The 25842-nt window shown below is 66.1% G+C and carries 28 protein-coding genes; 20 read left to right on the top strand and 8 right to left on the bottom strand.

Features of this window, described 5'->3' with window-relative positions:
• Positions 1–137: 137 nt before the first annotated feature.
• Entirely contained in the window at positions 138–287 is a 150-nt protein-coding gene (locus SR870_RS10940) for a hypothetical protein (protein ID WP_322517984.1), read from the top strand.
• A 1327-nt stretch (positions 288–1614) separates the two neighbouring features.
• Here SR870_RS10940 and rpe read toward each other — a convergent pair.
• Complete coding sequence (gene rpe, locus SR870_RS10935) at positions 1615–2313, bottom strand: ribulose-phosphate 3-epimerase (protein ID WP_322517983.1); 699 nt, start codon at positions 2311–2313, stop codon at positions 1615–1617.
• Positions 2314–2580: 267 nt separating this feature from the next.
• Between rpe and SR870_RS10930 the strand changes: the two genes are divergently transcribed.
• A complete protein-coding gene (locus tag SR870_RS10930; RefSeq protein WP_322517982.1) occupies positions 2581–3327 on the top strand; it encodes an EF-hand domain-containing protein in 747 nt (248 codons plus the stop codon).
• Here the strand turns inward: SR870_RS10930 and SR870_RS10925 are convergent.
• Positions 3317–4312: a P1 family peptidase gene (locus SR870_RS10925; RefSeq protein WP_322517981.1), complete on the bottom strand. Its 996-nt coding sequence runs from the start codon at positions 4310–4312 to the stop codon at positions 3317–3319. The two genes, SR870_RS10930 and SR870_RS10925, sit on opposite strands and share 11 nt — an antisense overlap.
• Positions 4313–4460: 148 nt before the next feature.
• On the opposite strand from SR870_RS10925, the gene SR870_RS10920 reads away from it, so the two are divergent.
• A complete protein-coding gene (locus SR870_RS10920) occupies positions 4461–5195 on the top strand; it encodes a cytochrome c biogenesis CcdA family protein (RefSeq protein WP_322517980.1) in 735 nt (244 codons plus the stop codon).
• Between the two features lie 124 nt (positions 5196–5319).
• Positions 5320–5607 carry a GIY-YIG nuclease family protein gene (locus SR870_RS10915; protein ID WP_322517979.1) on the top strand — a complete coding sequence of 96 codons (288 nt, stop codon included), beginning with the start codon at positions 5320–5322 and terminating at the stop codon, positions 5605–5607.
• A gap of 61 nt (positions 5608–5668) precedes the next feature.
• Here SR870_RS10915 and SR870_RS10910 read toward each other — a convergent pair whose 3' ends face one another.
• The 5 genes from SR870_RS10910 to SR870_RS10890 form a co-directional block, all read right to left on the bottom strand.
• Positions 5669–6781 (bottom strand): branched-chain amino acid ABC transporter substrate-binding protein, encoded by a 1113-nt coding sequence (locus tag SR870_RS10910; protein WP_322517978.1) that lies wholly within the window; start codon positions 6779–6781, stop codon positions 5669–5671.
• Between the two features lie 163 nt (positions 6782–6944).
• Positions 6945–7694 (bottom strand): ABC transporter ATP-binding protein, encoded by a 750-nt coding sequence (locus SR870_RS10905; RefSeq protein ID WP_322517977.1) that lies wholly within the window; start codon positions 7692–7694, stop codon positions 6945–6947.
• Between the two features lie 133 nt (positions 7695–7827).
• On the bottom strand, positions 7828–8664 hold the full coding sequence (locus tag SR870_RS10900; protein ID WP_322517976.1) for an ABC transporter ATP-binding protein: 837 nt from the start codon (positions 8662–8664) through the stop codon (positions 7828–7830).
• Positions 8661–9992 carry a high-affinity branched-chain amino acid ABC transporter permease LivM gene (livM, locus tag SR870_RS10895; protein ID WP_322517975.1) on the bottom strand — a complete coding sequence of 444 codons (1332 nt, stop codon included), beginning with the start codon at positions 9990–9992 and terminating at the stop codon, positions 8661–8663. Before livM ends, SR870_RS10900 begins: the two co-directional genes overlap by 4 nt.
• Positions 9993–10001: 9 nt before the next feature.
• Positions 10002–10919 carry an ABC transporter permease subunit gene (locus tag SR870_RS10890; protein ID WP_011442560.1) on the bottom strand — a complete coding sequence of 306 codons (918 nt, stop codon included), beginning with the start codon at positions 10917–10919 and terminating at the stop codon, positions 10002–10004.
• Positions 10920–11358: 439 nt separating this feature from the next.
• Between SR870_RS10890 and SR870_RS10885 the strand changes: the two genes are divergently transcribed.
• From SR870_RS10885 to SR870_RS10835, 11 genes are all read left to right on the top strand, one after another.
• Entirely contained in the window at positions 11359–11883 is a 525-nt protein-coding gene (locus SR870_RS10885) for a hypothetical protein (protein ID WP_322517974.1), read from the top strand.
• Positions 11884–12062: 179 nt separating this feature from the next.
• Entirely contained in the window at positions 12063–12524 is a 462-nt protein-coding gene (locus SR870_RS10880) for a carbon monoxide dehydrogenase subunit G (RefSeq protein ID WP_322517973.1), read from the top strand.
• A 185-nt stretch (positions 12525–12709) separates the two neighbouring features.
• Complete coding sequence (locus tag SR870_RS10875; RefSeq protein ID WP_322517972.1) at positions 12710–13195, top strand: (2Fe-2S)-binding protein; 486 nt, start codon at positions 12710–12712, stop codon at positions 13193–13195.
• A 51-nt stretch (positions 13196–13246) separates the two neighbouring features.
• Complete coding sequence (locus SR870_RS10870) at positions 13247–14053, top strand: xanthine dehydrogenase family protein subunit M (protein WP_322517971.1); 807 nt, start codon at positions 13247–13249, stop codon at positions 14051–14053.
• A gap of 47 nt (positions 14054–14100) precedes the next feature.
• Complete coding sequence (locus SR870_RS10865; RefSeq protein ID WP_322517970.1) at positions 14101–15012, top strand: MoxR family ATPase; 912 nt, start codon at positions 14101–14103, stop codon at positions 15010–15012.
• 320 nt (positions 15013–15332) lie between these two features.
• Positions 15333–16550, top strand: a complete 1218-nt coding sequence (locus tag SR870_RS10860) for a VWA domain-containing protein (RefSeq protein WP_322517969.1) — start codon at positions 15333–15335, stop codon at positions 16548–16550.
• A 26-nt stretch (positions 16551–16576) separates the two neighbouring features.
• Positions 16577–16900 carry an XdhC family protein gene (locus SR870_RS10855; protein WP_322517968.1) on the top strand — a complete coding sequence of 108 codons (324 nt, stop codon included), beginning with the start codon at positions 16577–16579 and terminating at the stop codon, positions 16898–16900.
• 232 nt (positions 16901–17132) lie between these two features.
• On the top strand, positions 17133–17825 hold the full coding sequence (locus SR870_RS10850; RefSeq protein WP_322517967.1) for an XdhC family protein: 693 nt from the start codon (positions 17133–17135) through the stop codon (positions 17823–17825).
• Positions 17822–19423, top strand: a complete 1602-nt coding sequence (locus SR870_RS10845; RefSeq protein WP_322517966.1) for a molybdopterin-binding/glycosyltransferase family 2 protein — start codon at positions 17822–17824, stop codon at positions 19421–19423. Before SR870_RS10850 ends, SR870_RS10845 begins: the two co-directional genes overlap by 4 nt.
• A gap of 77 nt (positions 19424–19500) precedes the next feature.
• Positions 19501–19887, top strand: coding sequence for a DUF4189 domain-containing protein (locus SR870_RS10840; RefSeq protein WP_416221148.1), 387 nt, complete (start codon positions 19501–19503; stop codon positions 19885–19887).
• A 31-nt stretch (positions 19888–19918) separates the two neighbouring features.
• On the top strand, positions 19919–20329 hold the full coding sequence (locus SR870_RS10835; protein WP_322517965.1) for a DUF2000 family protein: 411 nt from the start codon (positions 19919–19921) through the stop codon (positions 20327–20329).
• Positions 20330–20351: 22 nt separating this feature from the next.
• On the opposite strand, the gene SR870_RS10830 is transcribed toward SR870_RS10835, so the two are convergent.
• The gene (locus SR870_RS10830) at positions 20352–20555 is read right to left on the bottom strand and encodes a hypothetical protein (RefSeq protein ID WP_322517964.1); all 204 of its coding nucleotides are present in this window, start codon (positions 20553–20555) and stop codon (positions 20352–20354) included.
• Positions 20556–20700: 145 nt separating this feature from the next.
• Between SR870_RS10830 and SR870_RS10825 the strand changes: the two genes are divergently transcribed.
• From SR870_RS10825 to SR870_RS10805, 5 genes are read left to right on the top strand one after another with little or no spacing between them, the layout of a single operon-like run.
• Positions 20701–21429 carry a TetR/AcrR family transcriptional regulator gene (locus tag SR870_RS10825; protein ID WP_322517963.1) on the top strand — a complete coding sequence of 243 codons (729 nt, stop codon included), beginning with the start codon at positions 20701–20703 and terminating at the stop codon, positions 21427–21429.
• A complete protein-coding gene (locus SR870_RS10820) occupies positions 21426–22226 on the top strand; it encodes an efflux RND transporter periplasmic adaptor subunit (RefSeq protein ID WP_322517962.1) in 801 nt (266 codons plus the stop codon). The genes SR870_RS10825 and SR870_RS10820 overlap by 4 nt, the downstream gene beginning before the upstream one ends.
• Positions 22223–23161: an ABC transporter ATP-binding protein gene (locus tag SR870_RS10815; protein WP_322517961.1), complete on the top strand. Its 939-nt coding sequence runs from the start codon at positions 22223–22225 to the stop codon at positions 23159–23161. Before SR870_RS10820 ends, SR870_RS10815 begins: the two co-directional genes overlap by 4 nt.
• The gene (locus SR870_RS10810; protein ID WP_322517960.1) at positions 23158–24330 is read left to right on the top strand and encodes an ABC transporter permease; all 1173 of its coding nucleotides are present in this window, start codon (positions 23158–23160) and stop codon (positions 24328–24330) included. Before SR870_RS10815 ends, SR870_RS10810 begins: the two co-directional genes overlap by 4 nt.
• Before the next feature lie 28 nt (positions 24331–24358).
• Positions 24359–25681, top strand: coding sequence for an adenylate/guanylate cyclase domain-containing protein (locus SR870_RS10805; protein WP_322517959.1), 1323 nt, complete (start codon positions 24359–24361; stop codon positions 25679–25681).
• The last annotated feature ends 161 nt before the right edge of the window (positions 25682–25842 follow it).

Here is a 25842-nt window from a genome sequence, read left to right as displayed (position 1 = left end):
GGCGCGACGGCCGGTTCACCACGTCGCCATTGGCCGCAGCCGCGCCCCGGACCTTTTCGGCCGGCTGCGGGTTGGTCATCTCAACCGACGCAAAGGAGATCGTCATGCCGGCAGGTCAACGCAGTGGAACGGGCGCCATGTCCGAACTCGAAGACGAGAAGGTGCGCAAGAACGATATCCTCAGCAATCGCGACAAGGCCCAGCGCCCACCCGGCCGCGGCCTCGACGGCAAGGGCACCGAGATCGACGAATACAAGGACATCCCGAGCAATCAGCGGGAGAAGTAAATCCGCGGTTGCACGACTCCAGACGAAACGTGTCCCGCACGCGGTGCAGCGCGCAGCGCTGCCCCGCAGATGCGGGACCGCGGTGTCCGGCGTCGCCCGAGGACCGCAGCGATCGGATATGGGTTCCCGCCCGATGTCGATCAGCGGTTTGGCTCTGCCTATCCCCTGTCGTCCCCGCGCAGGCGGGGACCCATACGCCGCAGCATCTCGATTGAATCGCTGCGGCAGAGGTACTTCCTCAACTTGAAAAGCCAGGGATTATGGGTCCCCGCCTGCGCGGGGACGACTCGTGCGACGGCCCTGCATGTCGCGGCGCGGCCGGGGCACGAGACTCTTGACAATAATCCTATTATGATTATAGTCCGCTTCGTCCTGTCCGTGAGGGGCGCTTCGCGAGGCGTCGTACGGGCGGGACAGATCGCGAAGGCCGGGCAACCGGTCCGGACGATAACCCGGCGTGACCAGCCTGGCTGGGAACGTCGGCTGGACGCGGCGTCCTGCGCGCTGTGCCTCGCAAGCACACGTCCGGGAGGCTTCGGGTATCCGTCCGGGCCTACTACGAGGCTCTGCGACTTGTTAGTTCGCTGCACGGGGGCAGGCGAAGGCGGCGTAATCCGCCGGACCGTGGGGTTTCATTACCCTTGCCTGTCAACGGAAGCACGGGCCCGAAGACAGAAAGCGCCGCGGTGGGCGCGCCGACGAGGCGTTGCGCGATCCTTCGCAAGAAGTGATCGCGAGAACCACCACAACCCGCGCCGACCGGCGCGCCCCCACCCCTCGCTGTGACAGCGACGGGTGCACAACTCGGGCTCGGCTGAGCCGCGAGAAGGAATTGCCGTGGCTGTTTGATAATCGAATCCGGACCGTTACCACCCGTGTCCCGGGCGCGATGCGGCATTCTTATGCCGCTTCGCGGAACCGGGACCCCGGTTTGTCTTCGACAGGGCGGCACAGCCGATGATCAGTGGCGAGCAAAAACCGGGACCCCGGATCAGCAGCGCACCACGCCGCCAAGAGCGGCGCGCTGCCCAGCATCCGGCGCACCGCGTTGTTGCAGAGCGCTCGTCTCATTTTCAGCGTCATCGACCGGACGACCCAGTATCCCAGAGCGTCGGTTACTTCGCTGTGCATAGCCACAGGCGCTCTGGAATACTGGATACTCCGCTTTCGCGGAGGATGACGGCAAACTGTGTGGCACCGCGCATCACCGCTCATGCCCGTCATGCGCGGGCTCGACCCGCGCATCCATCGCGCGCGAAGCGCGCCATGAGGAGTCTTTGCGAAGAGGATGGATTGCCGGGTCGAGCCCGGCAATGACGGCGGAGAGCTAAACCACGTCCCCTCTTGCCATCGCCGCCGCATTCCTGATGCCGTCGATATTCGCCTTGTAGCTCTCGACCGTCCCGCCCTTGAACACCGCACTGCCCGCGACGAACGCATTCGCGCCGGCCGCTGCCAATTGCCCCGACACTTTGTCGCTCACCCCGCCGTCGACTTCGATGTCGATCGGCCGGCCTGCGGTCATGGCGCGGATGTCCTGGATCTTGTTGATCGCGGAGGGGATGAAGGCCTGGCCGCCGAAGCCGGGGTTGACGGACATCACCAGCACCAGGTCGATCATGTCGATGACGTATTCCAGCGCGCTCGCCGGCGTTGACGGATTGAGCGAGACGCCGGCCTTCTTGCCGAGCGCGCGGATCGCCTGCAGCGAGCGATGCAGGTGGGGACCGGCTTCGGCGTGGATTGTGATGTGGTCGCAGCCGGCTTTGGCGAAGGCTTCGAGATAGGGATCGCACGGCGCGATCATCAGATGGGCGTCGAAGATCTTGGTGGTGTGCGGGCGCATCGCCTTGATGACGTCGGGGCCGTAGGAAATGTTCGGCACGAAATGCCCGTCCATCACGTCGAGATGGATCCAGTCGGCGCCGGCCTGGTCGACCGCGCGGACCTCTTCGCCGAGCCTGGAGAAATCCGACGCCAGGATCGACGGCGCGATGACGAGGGGGCGGGGCGCGAACTGGGACATGGGCGTTTCCGGCGTGAGAGGGATCAGCCTCGCTATCACGCGGGCCGGCGCCTCGCAATGCGGCCGGGCAAGCCGCCGCAGCGCACGCGGCGCGGTCGGCAGGTTCTGCCGGAGCGGCAGTAATTTCCGCCCGCTTCACGCCGCGTCGCGGCGAAAACCCCAGCAATCCCAAGCCTCCGCGGACTGGCACGGCGATTGCTGAACGAGGGAACAGGATGCGTATGCGTAGTTGCGGCCGCGGTTCGCGGCGTTGAACGGAGTCTCGTCATGTTGCCAGCCCTCGGCGCTCTCGGTGCGCTGTCCGGATTGCTCAATGCGCTGAGCTCGACATCGTCGTCGTCGTCGAGCTCGTCGTCGAAGACCACCAGTTTCAGCAACCCGTTCGAATCCTCGAACTCGAAAAGCAGCAGCTCGTCGCCGTTCGACTCGTCGAGCAGCAGCAGCAGTTCGTTGCCGTCGAGCAGCCTGTCGCCGGAGATGATGCAGGCGCTGCTCGCGGCGCAGCAGCAGGGTCAGACGTCGACCACCGACGCATCGACCACGGCGACCAAGAGCCGCGACGCCGCGCTGAAGGATCTGTTCTCGCAGCTCGACAGCGACGGCGACGGCGCGATCAGCCAGGGCGAATTCCAGGACAAGCTCGGCGCCGGCGGAACCAATGCCGGGAACGCCAGCAAGGTGTTCGCCAAGCTCGACGCCGACAATGACGGCTCGGTGAGCGTCGACGAATTGTCCGCCGCGCTGAAGCGCAAGGGCCAGCAGGCTCAGGCGGGCGGCGGCGGTGGCGGGTCGCAGGAGAGCTCGGGCGCGTCGACCACCAGCGTCACCAATGCGGACGGCTCGGTGACGACCTCGATCACCTATGCGGACGGCTCCAAGGTGTCGACGACCTCGGCCGCGAACGCTAGCAGCGCGCGGGCGTCGTCGTCCTACAATTTCATCGAGCAGATGGTCCAGCGCCAGGCAGCGCAGTTGCAGACCTCGGCGACCTCGTCGGTGTCGCTCAGCGCCTGAACCGGTCGCGCCATGCCGGCTGCGCGTCCTTGAACGGCAGCGCGGTCGCCTCATAGACGCCGCGCGCGATCGCCCGCGCCACCGTGTTGGCGGCGATCGCGCCGAGTTCGGTCAGCCCCGCGAGCGGATCGACCGGCTTCTTGCCGGTCGCGGCCGCGAACACCACGTCGCCGTCGAGCGGCGCATGCACCGGATAGATCGCCCGCGCAAAGCCGGTCTGCGCCATCATCGCCAGCCGCTTCACCTGCGTCTTGGTCAACAACGCGTCGGTGACGATGGTCACCAGCGTGGTGTTCTCCGCGGTCGCGGCGGCGGCGCCCTTGATCTTCACCGCCAGCATCTGTTCGGTGAAATGCTGCGGCATCCCGCAGCCGCCGAACTCGTCGCCGACTTCGTAAGGCGCCGACCAGAACCACGGGCCGTCGCCGATCGTCACGCTGCCGATCGCATTCACCGCCGCGATCGCGCCGACCATGATTCCGGCGGGCGTCTGCGCCGAGGCCGAGCCGAGCCCGCCTTTGTTGTTCGCCGTGGTGGCGCCGAGTCCCGCGCCGACGCTGCCGAGCGCGAAGGCGTCGCTCGCGGCGGCCGCCGCCTGATAGCCGAGGTCGCGATACGGCGAGAAGCGGCCCCACGCCTTGTCGCCGCCATTGAGCATGTCGAAGATCACGCCGCCCGGCACGATCGGGATCGTCGCGGTGCCGATCGGAAAGCCGCGGCCCTGTTCGGCGAGCCAGGCCTGCACGCCGCCGCCGGAATCCAGCCCGAACGCCGAGCCGCCCGACAGCGTGAAGCCGTCGACCTGCTCGACGGTGTTGACCGGCTCCAGCAGCACGCCGTCGCGGATTCCCGGGCCGCCGCCGCGCACGTCGATCGAGGCGGTCGCCGGCGTATCGAACAGAATCGCCGTGACGCCGGAGGCCAGGCGTTCGTCATGGGCGTGGCCGACGCGGACGCCGGCGATGTCGGTGATGAGGTTCTTCAAGGCAGTTCCAGGGGCGAAAATCACGAGGGGAGGGATATTGTCGGCCTAAACACTTCGTCGAAGCAACCCCTCACGCGGCGATCACAAGCTGCGGAAGCTCGCCGCGGCGGGCCTTGCGCGGCTGCGCGGCGCAGGTGCATGTAGCCGCATGATCCACGACGTCTCGATCCCCGCGGCGCTGATCGCCGGCCTGGTCAGCTTCCTGTCGCCCTGCGTGCTGCCGCTGGTGCCGCCATACCTGATCTATCTCACCGGCGCGACCATCGAACACGTCGCGGCAGACGAGTCGGAGCGCACCTCGAAGCGCGCGGTGATGATCTCGGCGCTGGTCTTCGTGCTCGGCTTTTCGACCGTGTTCGTGGCGCTCGGCGCCAGCGCCAGCCTGGTCGGCGGCCTGATCCGCGCCTGGTCGGCGGAACTCGCGATCGTCGCCGGCATCGTCATCATTCTGATGGGGCTGCATTTCCTCGGCCTGACGCGGCTCAACATCCTGATGCGCGAGGGCCGGCTGCCGATTCCAAAACCGGTGGGCCTGTGGGGCGCCTATGTGATGGGGCTGGCTTTCGCGTTCGGCTGGACGCCCTGCATCGGCCCGATCCTCGCCGCGATCCTCTCGGTGGCGGCGGCGGAAGCCACGGTGGCGAAGGGCGCGGGCCTGCTCGCGATCTACTCGCTCGGCCTCGGCGTGCCGTTCCTGCTCGCGGCGCTGATGGTCGAGCAGTTCTCCGGCCTGTTCGCACGAATGAAGAAACATCTGGCGACCGTCGAGCGCGTGATGGGCGCGCTGATGGTGCTGACCGGCATCGCCTTCCTCACCGGCGCCATCACCGACGTCAGCATCTGGCTGCTGAACACGTTCCCGGTGCTGGGGACGATCGGGTGAGGGCCTCCTACGGCCACAACTCGCCGTCTCCATCCCATCCACATGCGTCATTGCCGGGCTTGACCCGGCAATCCATCAGCTTGAATGATGAGGCAGTCCAGCACGGCTCTTAGTGCAAGTCAGCATGTCGTATTGGGTCTACATTCTCGCCAACGCCCCAGGTGGCACGCTGTATGTCGGCGTGACCAACGACCTTGTCCGCCGCACCTACGAACATCGGGAAGGTCAGGTCGAAGGCTTCACCCGCAAATACGGTATCAAGCGGCTCGTGTACTTCGAAGCGCACGACACTGCACTTGCGGCGATCCAACGCGAGAAGAACATCAAGCACTGGCCGCGCGAGTGGAAGATCGACCTGATTGTGCGCAATAATCCCAATTGGGACGATCTTTACGATCAAATCGTTTGTTAGAAGATGGATGCGCGGGTCAAGCCCGCGCATGACGCTGTTGTTGGTGCGAAACCTCAGGGCCTCACATCGCCTTGCCGATTTCGGCGTAGTTGCCCTTGGCGTCCCATTTGTAGACGACGTAGTCGATCGCCTTGATGTCGCCCTTGGCGTCGAACGCCATCTTGCCGAGCACGGTGTCCCATTCGCCGGCCTTGATGGTGTCGATCACCTTCTTCGGATCGGTGGTCTTGGCCTTGGCGACGGCCTGCGACCAGACCTGGAACGCGGCGTAGGTGTAGAGCGTGTAGCCTTCCGGATCGATGCCCTTGGCCTTGAACTTCTCGACGATCGCCTTGGCGGTCGGCTTGTTGCGCGGGTCGGGGCCGAAGGTGAACAGCGTGCCCTCGGCGAGCGGGCCGGTGATCGAGGCGAATTCCTTGTCGTTCATCGCGTCGCCGGCCATCATTGCCGTCTTCAGGCCCTGGTCGCGCATCTGGCGCAGGATCAGACCGGCTTCCTGATGATAGCCGCCGATATAGACCAGATCGATCGAGTCGCGCTTCAGCCGCGAGACGATCGAATTGAAGTCCTTGTCGCCCTTGTTGTAGGACTCGAACATCTTCTCCTGGAAACCGGCCTTGTTCAGCGCCTTCTTGGTCTCGTCGGCGAGGCCCTTGCCGTAGGTGGTCTTGTCGTTGAGGATCGCGACGTTCTTGCCCTTGAAGTTCTGGGTGATGTATTCGGCGGCGATCAGGCCCTGCTGATCGTCACGGCCGCAGACGCGCAGCACGTTCCACAGCTTGCGCTCGGTGAACAGCGGGTTGGTCGAGGCCGGGGTGATCTGCAGCACGTTGCCGTCGGCATAGGCTTCCGATGCCGGGATCGACGACGACGAGCAGAAATGCCCGGCGACGAACGGAATGCCGTCACCCGCGAGTTTCTCGGCGATCGAGCGGGCCTGCTTGGGATCGCAGGCGTCGTCGCCGATTTCCAGCGCGAGCTTCTTGCCGAGCACGCCGCCGCCGGCGTTGAGATCGGCGACCGCCTGGTCGGCGCCGTTCTTCAACTGCCGTCCGAACGCGGATTCGCTCCCGGTCATCGGCCCCGAGACCGCGACCTTGATGTCCTGCGCCAGCGCCGTGGTCGACAGCGCCAGCGACGCGCCGAATGCCAAACCGAGAAGCTTGAGTTTCATGGATCGATCCCTGCGGTAGTGTGCGAACGAACAGTGCGCCCGGGCCAGCCGACGCGCGAAGCCTGGCGGCATTGTTGGCTGATTTTCCGGCCAAGTCATCGACAAAATGCGCGGTTTGCCGCAGCGCTCTGGCACATTCTGCCGCAGCCTGCGGGCGGTGACGTCACACCTTGCGGCCGCCTTCGAGATACGCGGCGCGGACTTCCGGGCGCGCCAGCAGGTCGGCGCCGCTGCCGCTCATGGTGATCAGGCCGTTGACCAGCACGTAGCCGCGATGCGCCAGCCGCAGCGCGTGGTTGGCGTTCTGCTCGACGATCAGCACGGTCAGGCCGTCCTGCCGGTTGAGGGTGCGGATGGCGTCGAAGATCTGCCGGGTGATCAGCGGCGCGAGGCCGAGCGAGGGCTCGTCGAGCAGCAGCAGCCGCGGCCGGCTCATCAGCGCGCGGCCGATCGCCAGCATCTGCTGCTCGCCGCCCGACAGCGTGCCGCCGCGCTGGCCATAGCGTTCGCGCAGCCGCGGGAACAGCGTCAGCACGCGCTCCAGCACCTCGGCGCGCTCGGCCTCGTTGCTGTCGCCGGCATCGGCGCCCATCTGCAGATTCTCGGCGACGCTCATCCGTGGAAAAATCCGCCGGCCCTCCGGCGATTGCGCGATGCTCATCCGCGCGATCTGGTGGGTCGGCGTCTGCGTGATGTCGACGCCGTCGAACACGATGCGCCCGGTCTTGGCGCGCGGCTTTCCGAAGATCGACATCATCAGCGTCGATTTGCCGGCGCCGTTGGCGCCGATCAGCGCCACGATCTCGCCGGGCTTGATATCGAGATCGACGCCCTTCAGCGCCTCGATCTTGCCGTAGGCCGCACGCAGGTTTTCGATACTCAGGAGAGGAGTTGTTGCGGTGGCGGAGGTCATCGCGACGGCGCTCCACCAACACCGTCATGCCCGGGCTTGACCCGGGCATCCACGGACACACGCACCGCCTTGCCCGCGGGCGTGGATGGCCGGGTCAAGCCCGGCCATGACGGAGTGAGTGGGGGGAGGCCAGTCACAGCCCGAGCTCCTGCTCGACGGCTTCGACCTCTTCGTCTTCGACGCCGAGATAGGCGGCGATCACGCGCTGGTCGTCGCGGATCTGCTGCGGCGTGCCCTCGGCGATCTTGACGCCGTAGTCGAGCACGACGACGGCGTCCGAGATCTCCATCACCACGCTCATGTCGTGCTCGATCAACAGGATCGAGGTGCCGTGATCGTCGCGGATCGAGAGCAGCAATTCGCTGAGCGCCGCGCTCTCGCGCGCGTTGAGGCCGGCGGCCGGCTCGTCGAGGCACAGCAGCACGGGTTCGGTGCACATCGCGCGCGCGATCTCCAGCCGCCGCTGGTCGCCGTAGGGCAGATTGCCGGCGGCCTCGTCGGCGCGGTCCAAGAGGCCGATCTGCTTCAGCCAGAAGGTGGCGCGCTCGATCGCCTGCTTTTCCGCCGCGCGCCAGGACGGCGCGCCGAACAGGCCGAGAAAGGTCAGGCCGGATGCGAGCATCAGCTTGTTGTGCTGCGCCACCATCAGGTTTTCCAGCGCGGTCATGCCGGCGAACAGCCGGATGTTCTGGAAGGTGCGGGCGACCTTGGCGATCTTGGTGATGCGGAAGTCGTTGAGCTTGTCGAGCCGGTAGCTGTCGCCGCCGGGATGCTGCAGGCTGATTGCGCCGGCGCTCGGCTTGTAGAAGCCGGTGATGCAGTTGAACACCGTGGTCTTGCCGGCGCCGTTCGGGCCGATCAGCGCGGTGATCTTGCCGCGCTGCGCCGCGAACGACAGATCATTGACCGCGACGATGCCGCCGAACCGCATGGTCAGGCCGTCGACGCGCAGAATCGGGCCGTCGCTCATCCGTGGCCCTCCTTGACGAGGTCGGACGAGATCGCCTGATTGTGCTGCAGATACACGGTCGGCGCGCGATGGCCGATCAGGCCGCGCGGCCGCCACACCATCAGCAGCACCATCGACAGGCCGAACACCAGCATCCGGAACTGATCCAGCCCGCGGAACAGCTCGAAGCCGCCGATCAGCGCCAGCGCCGCCAGCGCGACGCCGAGCTGCGATCCCATGCCGCCGAGCACGACGATCGCCAGCACCAGCGCGGATTCCTGGAAGGTGAACGACTCCGGCGAGATGAAGCCCTGCCGGGTGGCGAAGAACGCGCCGGCGAAGCCGCCGAACATCGCGCCGGTGGCGAACGCCGTCAGCTTGGTCGTGGTGGTGTTGATGCCGAGCGCGCGGCAGGCGACTTCGTCTTCGCGCAGCGCTTCCCAGGCGCGGCCGATCGGCAGGCGCCGCAGCCGGATCGTGGCCCAGTTGGTCAACAGCGCCAGCGCCAGGATGATGTAGAACAGGAAGACGAGCCGATGCGACGGCGAGAACGGAATCCCGAGAAATGCTGCGAGGCCGTTCTCGCCCGGCACCAGCGGGATGCCGAACAGAGTCGGCCGCGGGATGCCGCTGACGCCGTTCGGGCCGCCGGTGAGGCTCTGCCAGTTGATGATGACGAGCCGGATGATTTCGCCGAACGCCAGCGTGACGATGGCGAGATAGTCGCCGCGCAGCCGCAGTACCGGAAAGCCGAGCAGCACGCCCCAGAATCCGGCGAGGATGCCGGCGAGCGGCAGGCAGATCCAGAACGACAGCCCGAAATTGGTCGCGAGCAGCGCGTAGGAATAGGCGCCGACGGCGTAGAACGCGACGTAGCCGAGGTCGAGCAGGCCGGCGAGGCCGACCACGATGTTCAGCCCCCAGCCCAGCATCACATAGGTCAGTACGAGAATGCCGAGGTCGAGGATGTAGCGCTGGTCGTAGAAGATCACCGGCACCAGAATCGTGAAGATCAGCAGCACCGGGGCGACGGCGCGGCCGGCGACACTGAGCGTCTTGCGCGCGCCTTCGGGCATCAGCCTCGGCGTATCGACCGGGCCCCACCAGCGACGCAGCAGCTCGACCACGATCGAGCCGACGAACACCGCCGCGACCATGCCGGCGAGTTCCGGGAAACGGGTCCAGTAGATCAGTTGCCCTTCCGGCCCGGCTTCGGTTCGCACGCCGATCATCAGCGAAAACAGAACCAGCGCCACGAGGGCGCTGATCAGGGCTTTTTTGAAGATGAAGGCGGCGCCGACGCCGGGTTTGGCGGCGGTCGCAGCGGCGGCGGGGGCATGAATGGCCACGCGCGCCGCTCAGACTTTTTCGACTTCCGGCCGGCCCAGCAGGCCGGTCGGCATGAAGATCAGCACGACGATCAGGATCGAGAACGCCGCGACGTCCTTGTACTCGACCGAGAAATAGGCCGACCAGAAGGTCTCGATCAGGCCGATCAGCAGGCCGCCCAGCATCGCGCCCGGCAGCGAGCCGATGCCGCCGAGCACGGCCGCGGTGAACGCCTTGATGCCGGCGACGAAGCCCATGAAGAAGTCGACCAGGCCGTAATACAGCAAATACATCATGCCCGCGACCGAGGCGAGTGCGGCGCCGATCACGAATGTCATCGAGATGGTGCGGTCGACGTCGACCCCGAGCAGCGACGCCATGGTCCGGTCCTGCTCGCAGGCGCGCATGTCGCGGCCGAGCCTGGTCTTCGCCACCAGCCAGGTGAAGATCGCGAGCAGCACGATGGTGGTGATCACCACCACGATCTGGACATTGGAAAGCTGCACGTTGAAGCCGTCGGCGCTCTCGTGCAGCGTGTAGCCGCCGGTGATGATCGGCGGCACCGGCTTGACGCGGGCCCCCTGTGCGACCTGCGCGAAATTCATCAGCACGAACGACATGCCGATCGCCGACAGCATCGGCGCGAGGCGGAACGAATTCCGCAGCGGGCGATAGGCGATGCGCTCGACCGTCCAGCCGTACAGCGCGGTGATCGCCATCGACACCAGCAGCACCACCAGAAGAATCAGCGGCACGAAGGTGAGGCCGAACGACACCAGGATCAGGAAGCTGATCAGGGCGATGAAGCCGCCGATCATGAAGATGTCGCCATGGGCGAAATTGATCATGCCGACGATGCCGTAGACCATCGTGTAGCCGATCGCGATCAGGCCGTAGATCGAGCCGAGGACGAGGCCATTGATGAGCTGCTGGGCGAAATAGTCCATGCGCTGCCGTGGTCTGAGGTCCGAACGGAACGGAGAATCGTGAGCGCAGCGTGCCCGTCTGGTGCACCCGCTCGCGCTGGAGACACGATGCGGCGAGGGCCCCGGCAGCCGGAACGTCGCTTCGCTTTAAGGATTTTGTAACAGTTGGAACCGGTTACGGCAACAGCCGTGCCGATACGACCTTCTTCCCTGTGGACGACGCGGGTTCCGGGACAGCGGATCGGCCGCTTCCGATCGCCCCAAAGTTCTGGCTGCGACGCCGAAACGAGACGCAAGTTTCGTGCCCGCCCGAAGCTCTTTCGGCAGCAGGTCCCCATCATCCACAGGGTTAACGGGCGTTAAGGTTAACAAAGCCTTTCCGTTGTCGCTCGTCGTTAACCGGGTTTAGCTCGGCGGACTCGCCTTCCATGATCGGGGAGGCCGGCAGCGGGAAGCCCACATGAACACGAACTGGCGGATCAGCTCTGTGAACGGCGTGCTGCTCGCGGCCTATTTCGTGCCGACCTGGCTGATGGTCGCGTTCAAGATCGTGGTGTCGCCGATCCACGCCCTGTACGACCGGCCGAACATCTCCGTCGCGATTTTCCTGAGCGATCACTTCCATCTGGCTGCGACCGCCACGGTGCGGACCGCCTGGATGCTCGCACTCGCCAAGTTGACGGTGGCTGCGTTCTTGACGGTATTCGTCGCATTGCTGATGCGGCCATCGATCCGCAAGGCCGGCGGCGGCGACGAGGCGCTGGCGATCGCGCTGACGCTCGGCAGCGTGATCAGTTTCGCCAGCATGATCATGGCGTCTCAGGTCGGCGAATTGGAAGCGATGCGGCTGCACGCCACCGAGCTGCTGCTGCTGCTCGGCACCGCGATCGTGATGCTGGTTGAGCGGCCGAGGGAAGCAGTGACCACGGTTGCGGAGCGGCCTGCGATGATGCCGAACTATCCGCACGCGCCGCAGAATTCGTGATCACTATCCGACGAACACCTCCCGGACGCACCATATCGCAATGCGCAATGCGCAAAGCGCCTATGCGTGGCCCGTCGCGTGTTACGGTGCCGTGCTACTTTTTCTTTTGCGAACGGCGTGCTTAAGTAGCCCGGCAACGCCGCCGACCAAGGCGGCCGTCGATTGCGGGAGGAGAATCCATGGCCATGACGATGAACGGCGAAGTCCAGCTGGGCGCGCCGAAAGATCTGGTGTGGAGCAAGCTGAACGACCCTGAAGTGCTGAAGCAGTGCATCCCCGGCTGCGAAGAGCTGGAGAAGACCGAGGACGACAGCGGCTTCCGCGCGGTGGCCAAGTTGAAGGTCGGCCCGGTGTCGGCGCGCTTCAAGGGCCGCGTGACGCTCAGCGATCTCGATCCGCCGAACGGCTACAAGATCACCGGCGAGGGCGAAGGCGGCGTCGCCGGCTTCGCCAAGGGCGGCGCCGTGGTCGGCCTGTCCGACAAGGACGGCGGCACGCTGCTTTCCTACGACGTCGAGGCGCATATCGGCGGCAAGCTGGCGCAGCTCGGGCAGCGGTTGATCAACGGCTCGGCCAAGAAGCTCGCCGACGAATTCTTCGCCAATTTCTCCAAGGCCGTCGAGGGCAACGGCGGCGCCTGAGTGCGCTGCGGCGGATTCGATCACGCTCCCGTTATCAGGCTCGGGCGCTGTGTCTCGCGCGCTTTCGATATTCGGATCGAGGTTGCCGATCCGGGTGTTGCCCCCTAAGATATCTTCAAGAAACACAACTAAGACGCGAGCTGACTACCGTGCAACGCGGTGGTGTGAAAAGAATGAGAGGGCCGATGGCCAAGATTTCCCTGATCGTGAATGGCAATCCCGTGACCGCGAATGTCGATCCGCGCACGCTGCTGGTGCAGTTTCTGCGCGAACATCTGCGGCTCACCGGCACCCATGTCGGTTGCGACACGTCGCAGTGCGGCGCCTGCGTCGTGCACCTCGACGGCAAGGCGGTGAAGTCCTGCACCACGCTCGCGGTGATGGCGGACGGCCACGAAGTGACGACGATCGAAGGGCTCGCGGCCGATGGCGCGCCGCTGCATCCGATGCAGGAAGCCTTCCGCGAACATCACGGCCTGCAATGCGGCTTCTGCACGCCCGGCATGATCATGACCGCGGTCGATCTGGTGCACCGCAAGGGTCATGAGCTGTCGGACGCCACGATTCGCGAGGAGCTCGAAGGCAATCTGTGCCGCTGCACCGGCTATCAGAACATCGTGCTGTCGATCGCGGCCGGCGCCAAGGCGATGTCGAATTCCGACCTCGCGTAATTCGATTCGGACAACGATCAAAGCGCAGGCCGAGCGGCCCAGGGAAGCTCAATGTACGAATTCAAATACCACCGCCCCGCGACCGTCCGTCAGGCGGCGAATCTGCTGATCAAGAACGAGGACGCCAAGCTGATCGCCGGCGGCCACACGCTGCTGCCGGTGATGAAGCAGCGGCTCGCCGCGCCGCCGCATCTGGTCGACCTGTCGCATATCGAAGGGCTGAGCGGCATCGAGATGAAAGGCCGTTCGCTGGTGATCGGCGCCACCGCCAAACACGCCGAAGTGGCGGCTTCGCCGATCGTCGGCGAGGCGATCCCGGCGCTGGCGGAGCTGGCGTCGCTGATCGGCGATCCGGCGGTGCGCCACAAGGGCACGATCGGCGGCTCGCTCGCCAACAACGATCCGACCGCGGACTATCCGGCCGCGGTGATGGCGCTCGGCGCCACCATCGTCACCAACAAGCGCAAGCTGAAGCCGGAGGAGTTCTTCCAGGGCCTGTTCACCACGGCGCTGGAGCCGGACGAGATCATCACCAAGGTGCAGTTTCCGCTGCCGAAGAAGGCAGCCTACATTAAATTCCGCAACCAGGCCTCGCGCTACGCGCTGGTCGGCGTGTTCGTGGCGCGACGGCCGTCCGACGTCGCTGTCGCGGTGACCGGCGCCGGCTCCGACGGCGTGTTCCGCGTCACCGCTTTCGAGGAGGCGCTGAAGGCGCGGTTCAATTCGAAGTCGCTCGACGGCATCCACGTCCCGCACGACGGCTTGAACAGCGATCTGCACGGCAGTGCGGAATATCGCGCGCATCTGATCGGCGTGCTGGCCAAGCGCGCGGTCGATGCCGCCAACGGCAAGGCGTGACCTTGCGATCGGCCCGCCCATGAGCGTCACCCCATGAGGGTCAATCGATGAGCGTCACGGCGCCCCCCGCTTCGGTCGACGCGACGCTCGACATGCTGACGAGCCGCGGCTATCTCGCCGAGCGGGCGCTGGCGACGGTGGTGTTCCTCGCGCTGCGGATGAACCGGCCGCTGTTCCTCGAAGGCGAGGCCGGCGTCGGCAAGACCGAGATCGCCAAGGTGCTGTCGGCCGCGCTCGGCCGCCGTCTGATCCGGCTGCAGTGCTACGAGGGGCTGGACGTCGCCTCCGCGGTCTACGAGTGGAATTCATCGGCGCAGATGATCGCGATCCGGCTGGCGGAGGCCGCCGGCGACACCGATCGCGCGCAGCTCTCCAGCGACATCTTTTCCGAGCAGTATCTGATCAAGCGGCCGCTGCTGCAGGCGCTGGAGCCGGACATGGCGGGTGCCCCGGTGCTGCTGATCGACGAGCTCGACCGCGCCGACGAAGCGTTCGAGGCGTATCTGCTCGAGGTGCTGAGCGACTATCAGGTGACGATCCCGGAATTCGGCACCATCAAGGCGCCGCAGCCGCCGATCGTCATCGTCACCTCGAACCGCACCCGCGAGATCCACGACGCGCTGAAGCGGCGCTGCCTGTATCACTGGGTCGACTATCCGAACGCGCAGCGCGAGCTGGCGATCGTCAAGTCGCGCGTGCCGGGGATTTCGGCCAAGCTGTCGCAGCAGGTGGTCAACTTCGTGCAGGCGCTGCGCGAGCAGGACTTCTACAAATCGCCCGGCGTCGCCGAAACGCTGGACTGGGCGACGGCACTCACCGAGCTCGACGCCCGCGCGCTGACCGCCGAAGTCGTCGGCGACACGCTCGGCGCGCTGCTGAAGTACCAGGACGACATCACAAGGATGCAGGGCGACGCGCTGCAGAAGCTGGTGAAGGACGCGACCGAAGAGACGTCGTAGTCGGACTCTTTGCATTCGTTGTGTGGCTCCGCCTCCGCCGCATCGGCAGCGCGCCCCCTCTCCCGCTCTTGCGGGGGAGGGTTGGGGTGGGGGAGCAACGGGCACCGTGCTCGCGTCGCCCTCACCCCAGCCCTCTCCCGCAAGCGGGAGAGGGAGCAGACCGTGCGAGCGGCGAGGCAGTGGCACTGACTAAGAGTTCGTCATTCCGGGGCGCGAGCGCAGCTCGCGAACCCGGAATCTGAAACGGGCACGAATGTCGAGATTCCGGGTTCGCGCTGCGCGCGCCCCGGAATGACTGGTTGAAAGGGGAAGCTCGAACGATGCAGCGAAACCCGATGACCGCGATGGATCACCTCAATCCGCCGACCGGCAAGATGGCCGACAATGTCGTCGGCTTTGCGCGGGCGCTGCGCGCCGCCGGTCTGCCGGTCGGGCCGGGCGCGGTGATCGATGCGCTGGAGGCGCTGCAACTGATCGAGATCGGCAACCGCGACGACCTCTACGCCACGCTGGAGGCGATCTTCGTCAAGCGGCACGAGCATCAGTTGATCTTCGCGCAGGCGTTCGCGCTGTTCTTCCGCGCTGCCGAGGAATGGCAGCACATGCTGGATTCGATCCCGCTGCCGGATCACGCCAAGAAGAAGCCGCCGCCGGCCTCGCGCCGGGTGCAGGAAGCGATGGCGCCATCCACGACGCGCGATTTCCCCGCCGCCGAGGAGCAGGAGGTGCGGCTCGCGGTGTCCGACAAGGAAATCCTGCAGAAGAAGGATTTCGCCCAGATGAGCGCGGCGGAGATCGCCGAGGTCACCCGCGCGATCGCGCGGATGCGGCTGCCGCAGGCGGAGCTGCGCACGCGCCGGGTCCGCCCCGACAAGCGCGGCCTCAAGCTCGATCTGCGCCGCACGCTGCGCGCGTCGCTCCGCACCGGCGGCGACATCGTCGACATTCGCAAGCTCGGGCTGATCGACAAGCCGGCGCCGATCGTGGCGCTGCTCGATATCTCCGGCTCGATGAGCGAGTACACGCGACTGTTTCTGCATTTCCTCCACGCCATCACCGACGATCGCAAGCGCGTCTCCACCTTCCTGTTCGGCACCAGGCTGACCAACGTCACGCGGGCGCTGCGGGCACGCGATCCCGACGAGGCGCTGGCGAGCTGCACTTCGTCGGTCGAGGACTGGGCCGGCGGGACGCGGATCGCGACCTCGTTGCACGGCTTCAACAAGCTGTGGGCGCGCCGTGTGCTCGGGCAGGGCGCGATCGTGCTGCTGATCTCCGACGGGCTGGAGCGCGAAGCGGACAGCAAGCTGGCGTTCGAAATGGACCGGCTGCATCGCTCCTGCCGGCGGCTGATCTGGCTCAATCCGCTGCTGCGCTTCGGCGGCTTCGAGCCGCGCGCGCAGGGCATCAAAATGATGCTCCCGCACGTTGACGAATTCCGCCCGGTGCATAACTTGACCTCGATGCAGGGGCTGATCGAGGCGCTGTCGTCGGCGCCGCCGCCGCATCATTTCAGCGCGATCCGCTCGGCCGCGTAACCAAGTCATCGCAGAGGAGACGTCCGATGCTCGATCGCGACGAAGACATTCTCAAAGCGGCGGAAGACTGGAAGAAGGCCGGCCACGGCGTCGCGCTCGCCACCGTGGTCGAGACCTGGGGCTCCGCCCCGCGCCCCGCCGGCTCCAGCCTCGTCATCAACAACGACGGCACCTTCCTGGGCTCGGTCTCCGGCGGCTGCGTCGAGGGCGCGGTGGTCACCGAGGCGCTCGACGTGATCGAGAGCGGCGCGCCGAAGCTGCTGGAATTCGGCGTGGCCGACGAGACCGCCTGGAAGGTCGGGCTGTCCTGCGGCGGCACCATCCGGGTGTTCGTCGAGAAGGTCGGTTAGTCTCAGGGGGCGAGAACGTGACTGAGGAAGTGAGAGTTCCTCCGTCATTGCGAGCGAAGCGAAGCAATCCAGAAGCTCAGTGCACCTAGCTGGATTGCTTCGTCGCGGAGCCTGTCCTCGGACGGCGCTGAGCGCCGATCCGGGGGCTCCTCGCAATGACGGAGTTTCGCTTCCAAGGCCGTTGTCTTCGGCTGGGTTCTGAGGTGCGAGTTAGGCAAGCGGGGCGGTTACTGTGAAACTTGAAACGTTGCAACAACTCAACGCCGAGCGCGCCGCGCGGCGGCCGGTGATCGTCGTCACCGACACCGCGACCGGCGAGCAGCGCCTCATCAAGGCGGCCGAGATAGCCGCCGACCCGCTCGCGGCCGAACTGTCGAAGCAATTGCGGATGGGCAAGAGCGCGACGATCGAGGTCGACGGCCGCAAGCTGTTTCTCAACGTCTATGCGCCGACAGCGAAGCTGGTGATCGTCGGCGCGGTGCATATCAGTCAGGCGCTGGCGCCGTTGGCGCGGTCGCTCGGCTACGACGTCACCGTGGTCGACCCGCGCACCGCGTTTGCGAGCCCGGAGCGGTTTCCGGACGTGCCGCTGATCGCGGAATGGCCCGACGTCGCGCTGCCGCCGCTGAATATCGATCACTACACCGCCTTCGTCGCGCTGACCCACGATCCGAAGATCGACGATCCGGCTCTGCTGCACGCCTTCGCGCGCGACTGCTTCTACATCGGTGCGCTGGGCTCGAAGAAGACCCATGCACGGCGGATCGACCGCCTGAAAGAGCAGGGCGCCTCCGACGCCGACGTCGCGCGCATCCACGCGCCGATCGGGCTCGCCATCGGCGCGGTGTCGCCGTCGGAGATCGCGGTGTCGATCATGGCCGAGATCACCGCGACTCTGCGTCAACCAAAGCCGAGCGCGCCATGAAGTTCGGCCCGCGCCGTCCGGCCGATGCGATCGGCGGCGTCACCGTGCATGCGCTGCGCCGGAATGGCTTGCTGCTGAAGAAGGGCACCGCGATCGGCCCGGCCGAGGTCGAGGCGCTCGAACGTGCCGGCGTAACCGAGATCGTGGTGGTCCAGCTCGAGCCGGGCGACGTCTCGGAAGACGTCGCCGCCGCCGATGTCGCGAAGGCCGTCGCCGGCGATGGCGTCCATGTCGAGCGCGCCTTCACCGGCCGCGCCAATCTGTTCGCGCAACGGCCCGGCGTGCTGGTGATCGATCGCGCCGCGGTCGATCGCGTCAATGCGATCGACGAGGCGATCACCTTCGCGACGCTGCCGGCGTTCAAGCCGGTGGTCGAAGGCGAGATGATCGCGACCGTCAAGCTGATCCCGTTCGGCGTCGAAGGCAAACTGCGTGACGCGGCGGTGGCGGCCGCGCAGGGCTCGGCGCTGCGGGTCGCGCCCTATGTGATCAAGCGTGTCGGCGTGGTCTCGACGCAACTGCCGGGCCTGGCGAGCAAGGTGATCGACAAGACCCTGCGCGTCACCGCCGAGCGGCTGGCGCCGGCGGGGGCCGAGATCATCGCCGAGCGCCGCATCGCTCATGACGAGTCTGCGCTCGCAGCGGCGCTGCAGGAATTGCTCGGCCTCGGCGCGGAGCTGGTGATCGTGTTCGGCGCCTCGGCGATCGCCGATCGCCGCGATGTGATCCCGGCGGCGATCGGCGCCGTTGGCGGCGCGATCGAACATTTCGGAATGCCGGTCGATCCCGGCAATCTGCTGCTGATCGGCCGCGTTTCCGGCGTGCCGGTGCTGGGCGCGCCGGGCTGCGCGCGCTCGCCGGTCGAGAACGGATTCGACTGGGTGCTGATGCGGCTGCTCGCGGGTCTGAACGTGACGCGCGCCGATATCACCGGCATGGGCGTCGGGGGCTTGCTGATGGAGATCGTGACCCGGCCGCAGCCGCGCGTGCCGGTCGCCGAAGGCGGCCGCAACGTCGCGGCGATCGTACTCGCCGCCGGCCGCTCGACCCGGATGGGCGGGCCCAACAAGCTGCTCGCCGAGCTGAACGGCACGCCGCTGGTGCGGATCGTGACAGAGCAGGTGCTGGCGTCGAAAGCGTCGCGCGCGATCGTGGTCACCGGGCATCAGGCCGACAAGGTCGAGGCCGCGCTGTCCGGTCTCGACGTTTCCTTCGTCCACAATCCCGCCTTCGCCGAAGGCCTCGCGTCGTCGGTGAAAGCCGGTGTCGGTGCGGTGCCGGACGATGCCGACGGGGCGGTGGTCTGTCTCGGCGACATGCCGCTGATCGACTCTCACCTGATCGACCGGCTGATCGACGCCTTCGATCCGGATCGCGGCGGGCTGATCGTGGTGCCGGTCGCGGACGGCCGCCGCGGCAATCCGGTGTTGTGGTCGCGGCGCTTCTTCCCCGAGCTGATGACGCTCGACGGCGATATCGGTGCGCGGCATCTGATCGCGAAGCACGGCGAGGCGGTGACCGAAGTGCCGGTCGACGGCCACGCCGCGTTTCTCGACATCGACACGCCTCAGGCGCTCGAGGATGCCCGCCGCGGCTGAGCGTGGCGCGCGACGGATTATTCACCAAGTTGAAAGTCCTCTCGCCCTAGAGTTCCACCGGGTTACTTGGGGAGGGGATGTTGGGGTTGTCTGCTGCTCCGCGCCGTTGCGGCGCGCTTCTTGCTGCCTTGTTGGTGGTCTTGTCGGCCGCGTCCGCGCCGGCTCTCGCCGCCGGTGCTCTCGCCGTCGGCAAATGCGGGGCTTACGGCAAGGCCTTCGACTATGCGGCCGATGCCGCCGCGGTCGCCGCCGCGCGCAAGCAATGCAACGGCGATTGCACCACCATCACGATGCGGCGCGCCTGCGCGGCGCTGGCGATCGATCTGCTGAATCCCTGCGGCGCGCACGGCTATGCGGTCGAGCCGAAGATTTCATCATCGCTGAACGCCGCGACTCGCAAATGCTACGAATATGGCGGCAAGGAATGCGTGATCCGGGCCTGGGCCTGCGACGCCAAGGGCTGACTCTCCGGCCGTCTTCGGCTACGGATTTCGCATGCAGTTCGATACCAAGATCGCGTTGGTGATCCGCTCCGACCTGGAAGCCTGGCAGAAGCTCAACGTCGCCGCCTTTCTGACCTCGGGGATCGCCGCGGCGTTTCCGGAATGCATCGGCGAACCGTATCAGGACGGCAGCGGCACGCCGTATCACGCCTTGATCGGCCAGCCGATCCTGATCTACGGCACCGACCGGGCGGCGCTGTCCCGCGCGCTGGAGCGGGCACTCGCGCGCAACGTGACTGCGGCCGTCTACACCGAGGACATGTTCACGACCACGCACGACGCCGCGAACCGCGAGGCGGTGAGGGCGGTGGCGCGCGCCGATCTCAATCTGGTCGGGCTCGCAGTGCGCGCCGACCGCAAGGTGGTGGACAAGATCCTCGACGGCCTAAAATTTCACGCCTGATCGCGCCGCCGATCCGGCTGGACTATGGCAGCGGGCGCGGCGCGCGCTCTTCGGGCTGCAGCTTGCCGTCTTCCTTACGCTGCGCGGCGCGATAGACGTCCTCGGTCCCGGCTTCGGTCTGCCGCTTCTCCGATGCGGTGCGGCTGCGATTGCGCATCAGCGCGAACGCCATCGCGAGGCCGAGAATGATGATGCCGATGCCCCACATCCATTCGGTCGATGCCATGTCTCTCTCCCTTTGTGATCTCGTGGGACAATCCCGGTTGAGAGCCGTCGTTCCGCAACTTGTCCGGAAGGACCCCGACCCGGTCGAGGCGCCTCCGTCAAGATCCGGTCTTGAATATGACTGACCGGTCAGTCATAAGTTTGGGATGAAGGATTCCACTTCCCGACCGACCAGGCGATCGACCTCCGTCACTCCCGGCCCGGCACCGGCCCCGCGCGGCCGGGCCAAGCCCGCCGATGCGACGAGCGAACCGTCCCGCAACGCCGCCGCCTCGACACGCGCGTTGCGCGCGGCGGAGCGCCGCGCCGCGATCGTCGACGCCGCGCTCGATGAGTTCATTGCCCGCGGGTTCGCGGCGACGCGACTCGAAGACGTGGCGAAGCGCGCCGGCGTCGCCAAGGGCACGATCTATCTGTACTTCGCCGACAAGGAGGCGTTGTTCCAGGAGTTGCTGCGCTCGGCGATGCTGCCGCTGATCGAGAAGCTCGATGCGCCGCCATTGCCGGGGGTATCGGCGCGGGCGACGTTCGAGATGTTCGCGGAGGTCTTCGTTCGGGAAGTGACGCAGACCCGGCGCGCCGATCTGCTGCGGCTGATGATCACCGAGGGGCCGCGGTTTCCGTCACTCGCCGAATTCCACTATCGCGAAGTCGTCGTGCGCGGCCTCGCGGCGATGCGCCGCGTCATTGCCTACGGCATCGAGCGCGGCGAAATCCGCAATGACGCGCTGCTGCAATTTCCGCAACTGATCATGGCGCCGGCGATGCTGACGGTGATCTGGCAGGGACTTTTCGATCGCTATTCGCCGCTGGATTCGCTCGGCCTGCTGCGGAGTCACATCGCCATGATTTTCAACGAAGGGAAAGCGACATGATCGCGCGCCCGATCCACGCCGCTGTTGCCGTCGCCGCGCTGTTGGCGATCGCGGGCTGCACCAACAAAGCTGATCCCGGCTATCAGGGCTGGGTCGAGGCCGACCTGATCTTCGTCAGCCCCGACGAATCCGGCCGCATCACCAGGCTGACGGTCCGCGAGGGCGACGAGGCCCGCAAGGGCGAGCTGATCTATACGCTGGACGACGATCTGCAGCAGGCCGACCTCAACCAGAACAACGCCACGCTCGCCAACGCCAAGCAGAGCTTCGACCGCGCGCAGTCGCTGTCCAAGACCGGCTCCGGCACGCAGGCCAATCTCGATTCCGCGATCTCGGCGCTGCGCGTGGCCGAAGCCCGCGTCGAGACCTCGAAGACCCGGCTGATGCGTCGCCAAATCTACGCGCCGGTCACCGGCAATGTGCAGCAGATCTATTTCCGCGAGGGCGAGATGGTGGCGGCGCAGAAGCCGGTGCTGTCGATCCTGCCGCCCGGCAACATGAAGCTGCGATTCTTCGTGCCCGAGGCGGCGCTGCCGACGCTCGCGATCGGCGACACCATCCGCGTGACCTGCGACAACTGCGCGCCGGATCTCACCGCCAAGATCTACTTCATCGCGACCACGGCGGAATACACGCCGCCGGTGATCTACAGCCAGGACGAGCGCAACAAGCTGGTCTATCTGATCCAGGCGCGGCCGGAGCGGCCGGCCAGCCTGCGCGTCGGCCAGCCGGTCAGCGTTTATTTGACGCCGAAGACGCCGGCACAGACGCCGGCCGCAGCGGGCGGCAAGTCATGACCGCCGCATCGGCCGCTGCCGACATCGCCATCGACGTCAGGGGGCTGAGCAAGTCCTTCAACGGCCGCGAGGTGGTGCACGATCTGTCGATGCAGGTGAAGCGCGGTTCGATCTACGGCTTCCTCGGCCCCAACGGTTCCGGCAAGACCACGACGATCCGGATGCTGTGCGGCCTGCTGACGCCGGACAGCGGCGAGGGCACCTGCCTCGGCTACGACATCAAGCGCGACGCCGACAAGATCAAGCGTCAGGTCGGCTACATGACGCAGCGCTTCAGCCTGTATCAGGACCTCTCCGTTCGCGAAAACCTCGAATTCGTCGCGCGGCTCTACGGCGTGCGCGACGCCCGCGCGGCGGCGCGCGAGATGATCCGGCGGCTCGGCCTGTCGGGCCGCGAGAACCAGCTCGCCGGCGAACTCAGCGGCGGCTGGAAACAGCGGCTCGCGCTCGGCGCCTGCACGCTGCCCAATCCGCAATTGCTGCTGCTCGACGAGCCGACCGCCGGTGTCGACCCGAAGGCACGGCGCGATTTCTGGAACGAGATCCACGGCCTCGCCGCGGAAGGGCTCACCGTGCTGGTGTCGACGCACTACATGGACGAGGCCGAGCGCTGTCACGAGATCGCCTACATCGCCTACGGCAATCTGCTGGCGCACGGCACCGTCGACGAGGTGATCGCGCAGTCCGCGCTGGCGACCTGGGTCGTGACCGGCGAAGGGCTCGGCGCGCTGGCACACGAGCTCGCCGGCAAGCCCGGCGTCGACATGGTCGCGCCGTTCGGCACCAGCCTGCACGCTTCCGGCCGCGATCACGCCGCGCTGGAGGCGACGATTGCGCCCTATCGCAAGTCGGGTCAGCACTGGCAGCACGGCGCGCCGTCGCTCGAGGACGTGTTCATCGAACTGATGAGCCGTACCAAGGACAATTTCCAATGAGCGCCGCCGACGACAGCGCCACCGGCCGCATCCAGCCGATCAAGCCTCCGCGTTTCGGCTTCCTGCGGCGCACCTATGCGATGCTGGTGAAGGAACTGATCCAGCTCCGCCGCGACCGTCTCACCTTCGCGATGATCGTGGTGATTCCGGTGATGCAGCTTCTGCTGTTCGGCTATGCCATCAACACCACGCCGCGGCATCTTCCGACCGCGGTGCTGCTGCAGGAGGATAGTGATCTCGGCCGCTCGATCCTGAAGGCGCTGGAGAACACCGCTTATTTCAACTTCGTTCAGGAGGTGCAGAGCGTCGAGCAGTTCGACAATCTGCTGTTGTCCGGCAAGGTGCTGTTCGGCGTCGAAATCCCGCGCGGCTTCGAACGCGCGGTGCGGCGCGGCGAGAAGCCGGCGCTGCTGGTCGCCGCCGACGCCACCGATCCGGTCGCCGCCGGCTCGGCGCTGTCGGCGCTCGGCCGGATCGTGCAGACCGCGCTGGAGCACGACCGCGTCGCCGGCGAGCCCGGCAACCCGCCGTTCGAGATCCGCGCACACGCCCGCTACAACCCCGCGGCGTCGTCGCGGCTCAATATCGTGCCCGGCCTGGTCGGCACCATCCTGACGATGACGATGCTGATCTTCACCGCGCTGTCGGTGACGCGCGAAATCGAACGCGGCACCATGGAGAACCTGCTGTCGATGCCGATCACGCCGGTCGAGGTGATGCTCGGCAAGATCCTGCCTTATGTCGGCGTCGGCTTCATCCAGGCGTCGCTGATCCTCGGCATCGGCGTGTTCTTGTTCGGGGTGCCGCTGCGCGGCAGCCTGCTGCTGCTGGCGTTGCTGTCGACGCTGTTCATCACCACCAATCTGGCGATCGGCTACACCTTTTCGACGCTGGTGCAGAATCAGTTGCAGGCGATGCAGGCCTCGATGATGTTCTTCCTGCCGTCGATCCTGCTGTCCGGATTCATGTTTCCGTTCGCAGGCATGCCGGCCTGGGCGCGATATCTCGGCGAATGCCTGCCGCTGACGCATTATGTGCGGATCGTCCGGTCGATCATGCTGAAGGGATCGACGCTGGAGAATTTGCGCTACGATACGCTGGCGCTGGCGGCCCTGATGCTGATAGCGATGACCATCGCGGTCACCCGGTTCCGGCGGACGCTGGATTGAGCCGATATCAGGGCTGAAGGAGCGTCCGATGAAAATGCCGTGGCGACGGGCGTCTCAGTTCTCATCGCAGCGCCCGACGCTGACGGATGAGTTTCGCAGCGCGTTGGCGCGCGAGATGCTGCGCACCGAACTGCTGCGGGCGAAGGTGCTCCTGATCACCGTCTCACTGCTGATGGCGATTTTCACGACGTCCTACTGGATCTTCCCGTCGGCCATCGAAAAAATCTGGCGCGGCCAGTTCTCGCTGGCCCCGTTGCTGTTGTCCTATGCTCCCTTGCTGGTATTCGAAGTCAGCATCATCGCGATGCTGCGCCGACGACTGGCCCAGGGGCGCGACGTGCCGCATGCCGGGCGTTACCTCGGTGTGCTGATCGAGACCAGCCTGCCGACGGTCGGACTGTATCTGCAGATGAACAGCATGGGGCCGAACCAGGCGCTCGCCTTCGCCGTGCCGTTCGCCTATTTCATCTTCATCATCCTGTCGACGCTGTGGCTCGACTTCCGGCTGTCGCTGTTCACCGGCTTCGTCGCCGCCGCCGAGCTCTTCGCCATCGCGATGTTGTACCATCCGCCCGGCTTCGACCACGAGCCGCCGCCCGATCTCGCCTTTCACCTGATCCGCAGCCTGGTGCTGCTGACCAGCGGCGTTCTCGCGGGTGGCGTCGGCATGCAACTCCGCCGGCAGTTCGAAACCTCGATCTCGGCCGCGGGCGCGCGCGACCGCATCACCAGCCTGTTCGGCCAGCACGTCTCGCCGCAAGTGGTGGAGCAGCTACTCGCGGCGGGCACGCAGGTGACGGGCGAGACCCGGACGGTGGTGGTGATGTTCGTCGATTTCCGCAATTTCACCGGCGCCGCTCGGTTGCGATCGCCGGAGGAGGTGGTCGCGCGGCTCGACGATGCCTTCGCGGTTCTGGTCGATATCCTCGAGCGCCACGGCGGTATCGTGAACAAGTTTCTCGGCGACGGATTTCTTGCGCTGTTCGGCGCGCCGATCGCGGACCCGCGCGCGGCGTTGTGTGCGGTGGCCGCGGCGCGCGAGATGCTGGCAGCGATGCAGGACAACAATGCCGGGCAGGACTGGCCGCTGCGGATCGGTATCGGCATCCATATCGGCGATGCGGTGGTCGGCACCGTCGGTTCGCCGCGGCGCAAGGAGTACACAGTGATCGGCGACACCGTTAATTTCGCGTCGCGTCTCGAATCGCTCAACAAGGATTTCGACACTCAGTTATTGATCTCGTCGGCGATTCGCGACGAGGTCGGCGCCGACGCCGGCGACGCTCGATTGCTCGGAAGCGTGACGATGCGCGGCTATGCGGAGCCGATGGCGGTGTGGAAGTTGGGCTGAAAAGTCCCTGCGCGAGGCCCGTTTCTCCAAAAAGGGCATCGTCGCAGATCGCGGGGCCGTCGTCGTGAACCAGAAGTATTAGCAAGTATAAAATTCAATAAACTAGAAAATTTGAATGAATTGTTATCCTTAACCAAATATTAATGGGATCGTTTACACAG

The sequence above is a fragment of the Rhodopseudomonas palustris genome (assembly GCF_034479375.1).
GTDB lineage: Bacteria > Pseudomonadota > Alphaproteobacteria > Rhizobiales > Xanthobacteraceae > Rhodopseudomonas > Rhodopseudomonas palustris_M.
This window is presented reverse-complemented; position numbering and strand designations above follow the sequence as displayed.

Bases quoted from the DNA above. Each gene is read 5' to 3' on its own strand.
- SR870_RS10940 (WP_322517984.1), top strand. From the start codon at position 138: ATGTCCGAACTCGAAGACGAGAAGGTGCGCAAGAACGATATCCTCAGC.
- rpe (WP_322517983.1), bottom strand. From the start codon at position 2,313: ATGTCCCAGTTCGCGCCCCGCCCCCTCGTCATCGCGCCGTCGATCCTG.
- SR870_RS10930 (WP_322517982.1), top strand. From the start codon at position 2,581: ATGTTGCCAGCCCTCGGCGCTCTCGGTGCGCTGTCCGGATTGCTCAAT.
- SR870_RS10920 (WP_322517980.1), top strand. From the start codon at position 4,461: ATGATCCACGACGTCTCGATCCCCGCGGCGCTGATCGCCGGCCTGGTC.
- SR870_RS10915 (WP_322517979.1), top strand. From the start codon at position 5,320: ATGTCGTATTGGGTCTACATTCTCGCCAACGCCCCAGGTGGCACGCTG.
- SR870_RS10910 (WP_322517978.1), bottom strand. From the start codon at position 6,781: ATGAAACTCAAGCTTCTCGGTTTGGCATTCGGCGCGTCGCTGGCGCTG.
- SR870_RS10905 (WP_322517977.1), bottom strand. From the start codon at position 7,694: ATGACCTCCGCCACCGCAACAACTCCTCTCCTGAGTATCGAAAACCTG.
- SR870_RS10900 (WP_322517976.1), bottom strand. From the start codon at position 8,664: ATGAGCGACGGCCCGATTCTGCGCGTCGACGGCCTGACCATGCGGTTC.
- SR870_RS10890 (WP_011442560.1), bottom strand. From the start codon at position 10,919: ATGGACTATTTCGCCCAGCAGCTCATCAATGGCCTCGTCCTCGGCTCG.
- SR870_RS10885 (WP_322517974.1), top strand. From the start codon at position 11,359: ATGAACACGAACTGGCGGATCAGCTCTGTGAACGGCGTGCTGCTCGCG.
- SR870_RS10880 (WP_322517973.1), top strand. From the start codon at position 12,063: ATGGCCATGACGATGAACGGCGAAGTCCAGCTGGGCGCGCCGAAAGAT.
- SR870_RS10875 (WP_322517972.1), top strand. From the start codon at position 12,710: ATGGCCAAGATTTCCCTGATCGTGAATGGCAATCCCGTGACCGCGAAT.
- SR870_RS10870 (WP_322517971.1), top strand. From the start codon at position 13,247: ATGTACGAATTCAAATACCACCGCCCCGCGACCGTCCGTCAGGCGGCG.
- SR870_RS10865 (WP_322517970.1), top strand. From the start codon at position 14,101: ATGAGCGTCACGGCGCCCCCCGCTTCGGTCGACGCGACGCTCGACATG.
- SR870_RS10860 (WP_322517969.1), top strand. From the start codon at position 15,333: ATGCAGCGAAACCCGATGACCGCGATGGATCACCTCAATCCGCCGACC.
- SR870_RS10855 (WP_322517968.1), top strand. From the start codon at position 16,577: ATGCTCGATCGCGACGAAGACATTCTCAAAGCGGCGGAAGACTGGAAG.
- SR870_RS10845 (WP_322517966.1), top strand. From the start codon at position 17,822: ATGAAGTTCGGCCCGCGCCGTCCGGCCGATGCGATCGGCGGCGTCACC.
- SR870_RS10840 (WP_416221148.1), top strand. From the start codon at position 19,501: ATGTTGGGGTTGTCTGCTGCTCCGCGCCGTTGCGGCGCGCTTCTTGCT.
- SR870_RS10835 (WP_322517965.1), top strand. From the start codon at position 19,919: ATGCAGTTCGATACCAAGATCGCGTTGGTGATCCGCTCCGACCTGGAA.
- SR870_RS10830 (WP_322517964.1), bottom strand. From the start codon at position 20,555: ATGGCATCGACCGAATGGATGTGGGGCATCGGCATCATCATTCTCGGC.
- SR870_RS10825 (WP_322517963.1), top strand. From the start codon at position 20,701: ATGAAGGATTCCACTTCCCGACCGACCAGGCGATCGACCTCCGTCACT.
- SR870_RS10820 (WP_322517962.1), top strand. From the start codon at position 21,426: ATGATCGCGCGCCCGATCCACGCCGCTGTTGCCGTCGCCGCGCTGTTG.
- SR870_RS10815 (WP_322517961.1), top strand. From the start codon at position 22,223: ATGACCGCCGCATCGGCCGCTGCCGACATCGCCATCGACGTCAGGGGG.
- SR870_RS10810 (WP_322517960.1), top strand. From the start codon at position 23,158: ATGAGCGCCGCCGACGACAGCGCCACCGGCCGCATCCAGCCGATCAAG.
- SR870_RS10805 (WP_322517959.1), top strand. From the start codon at position 24,359: ATGAAAATGCCGTGGCGACGGGCGTCTCAGTTCTCATCGCAGCGCCCG.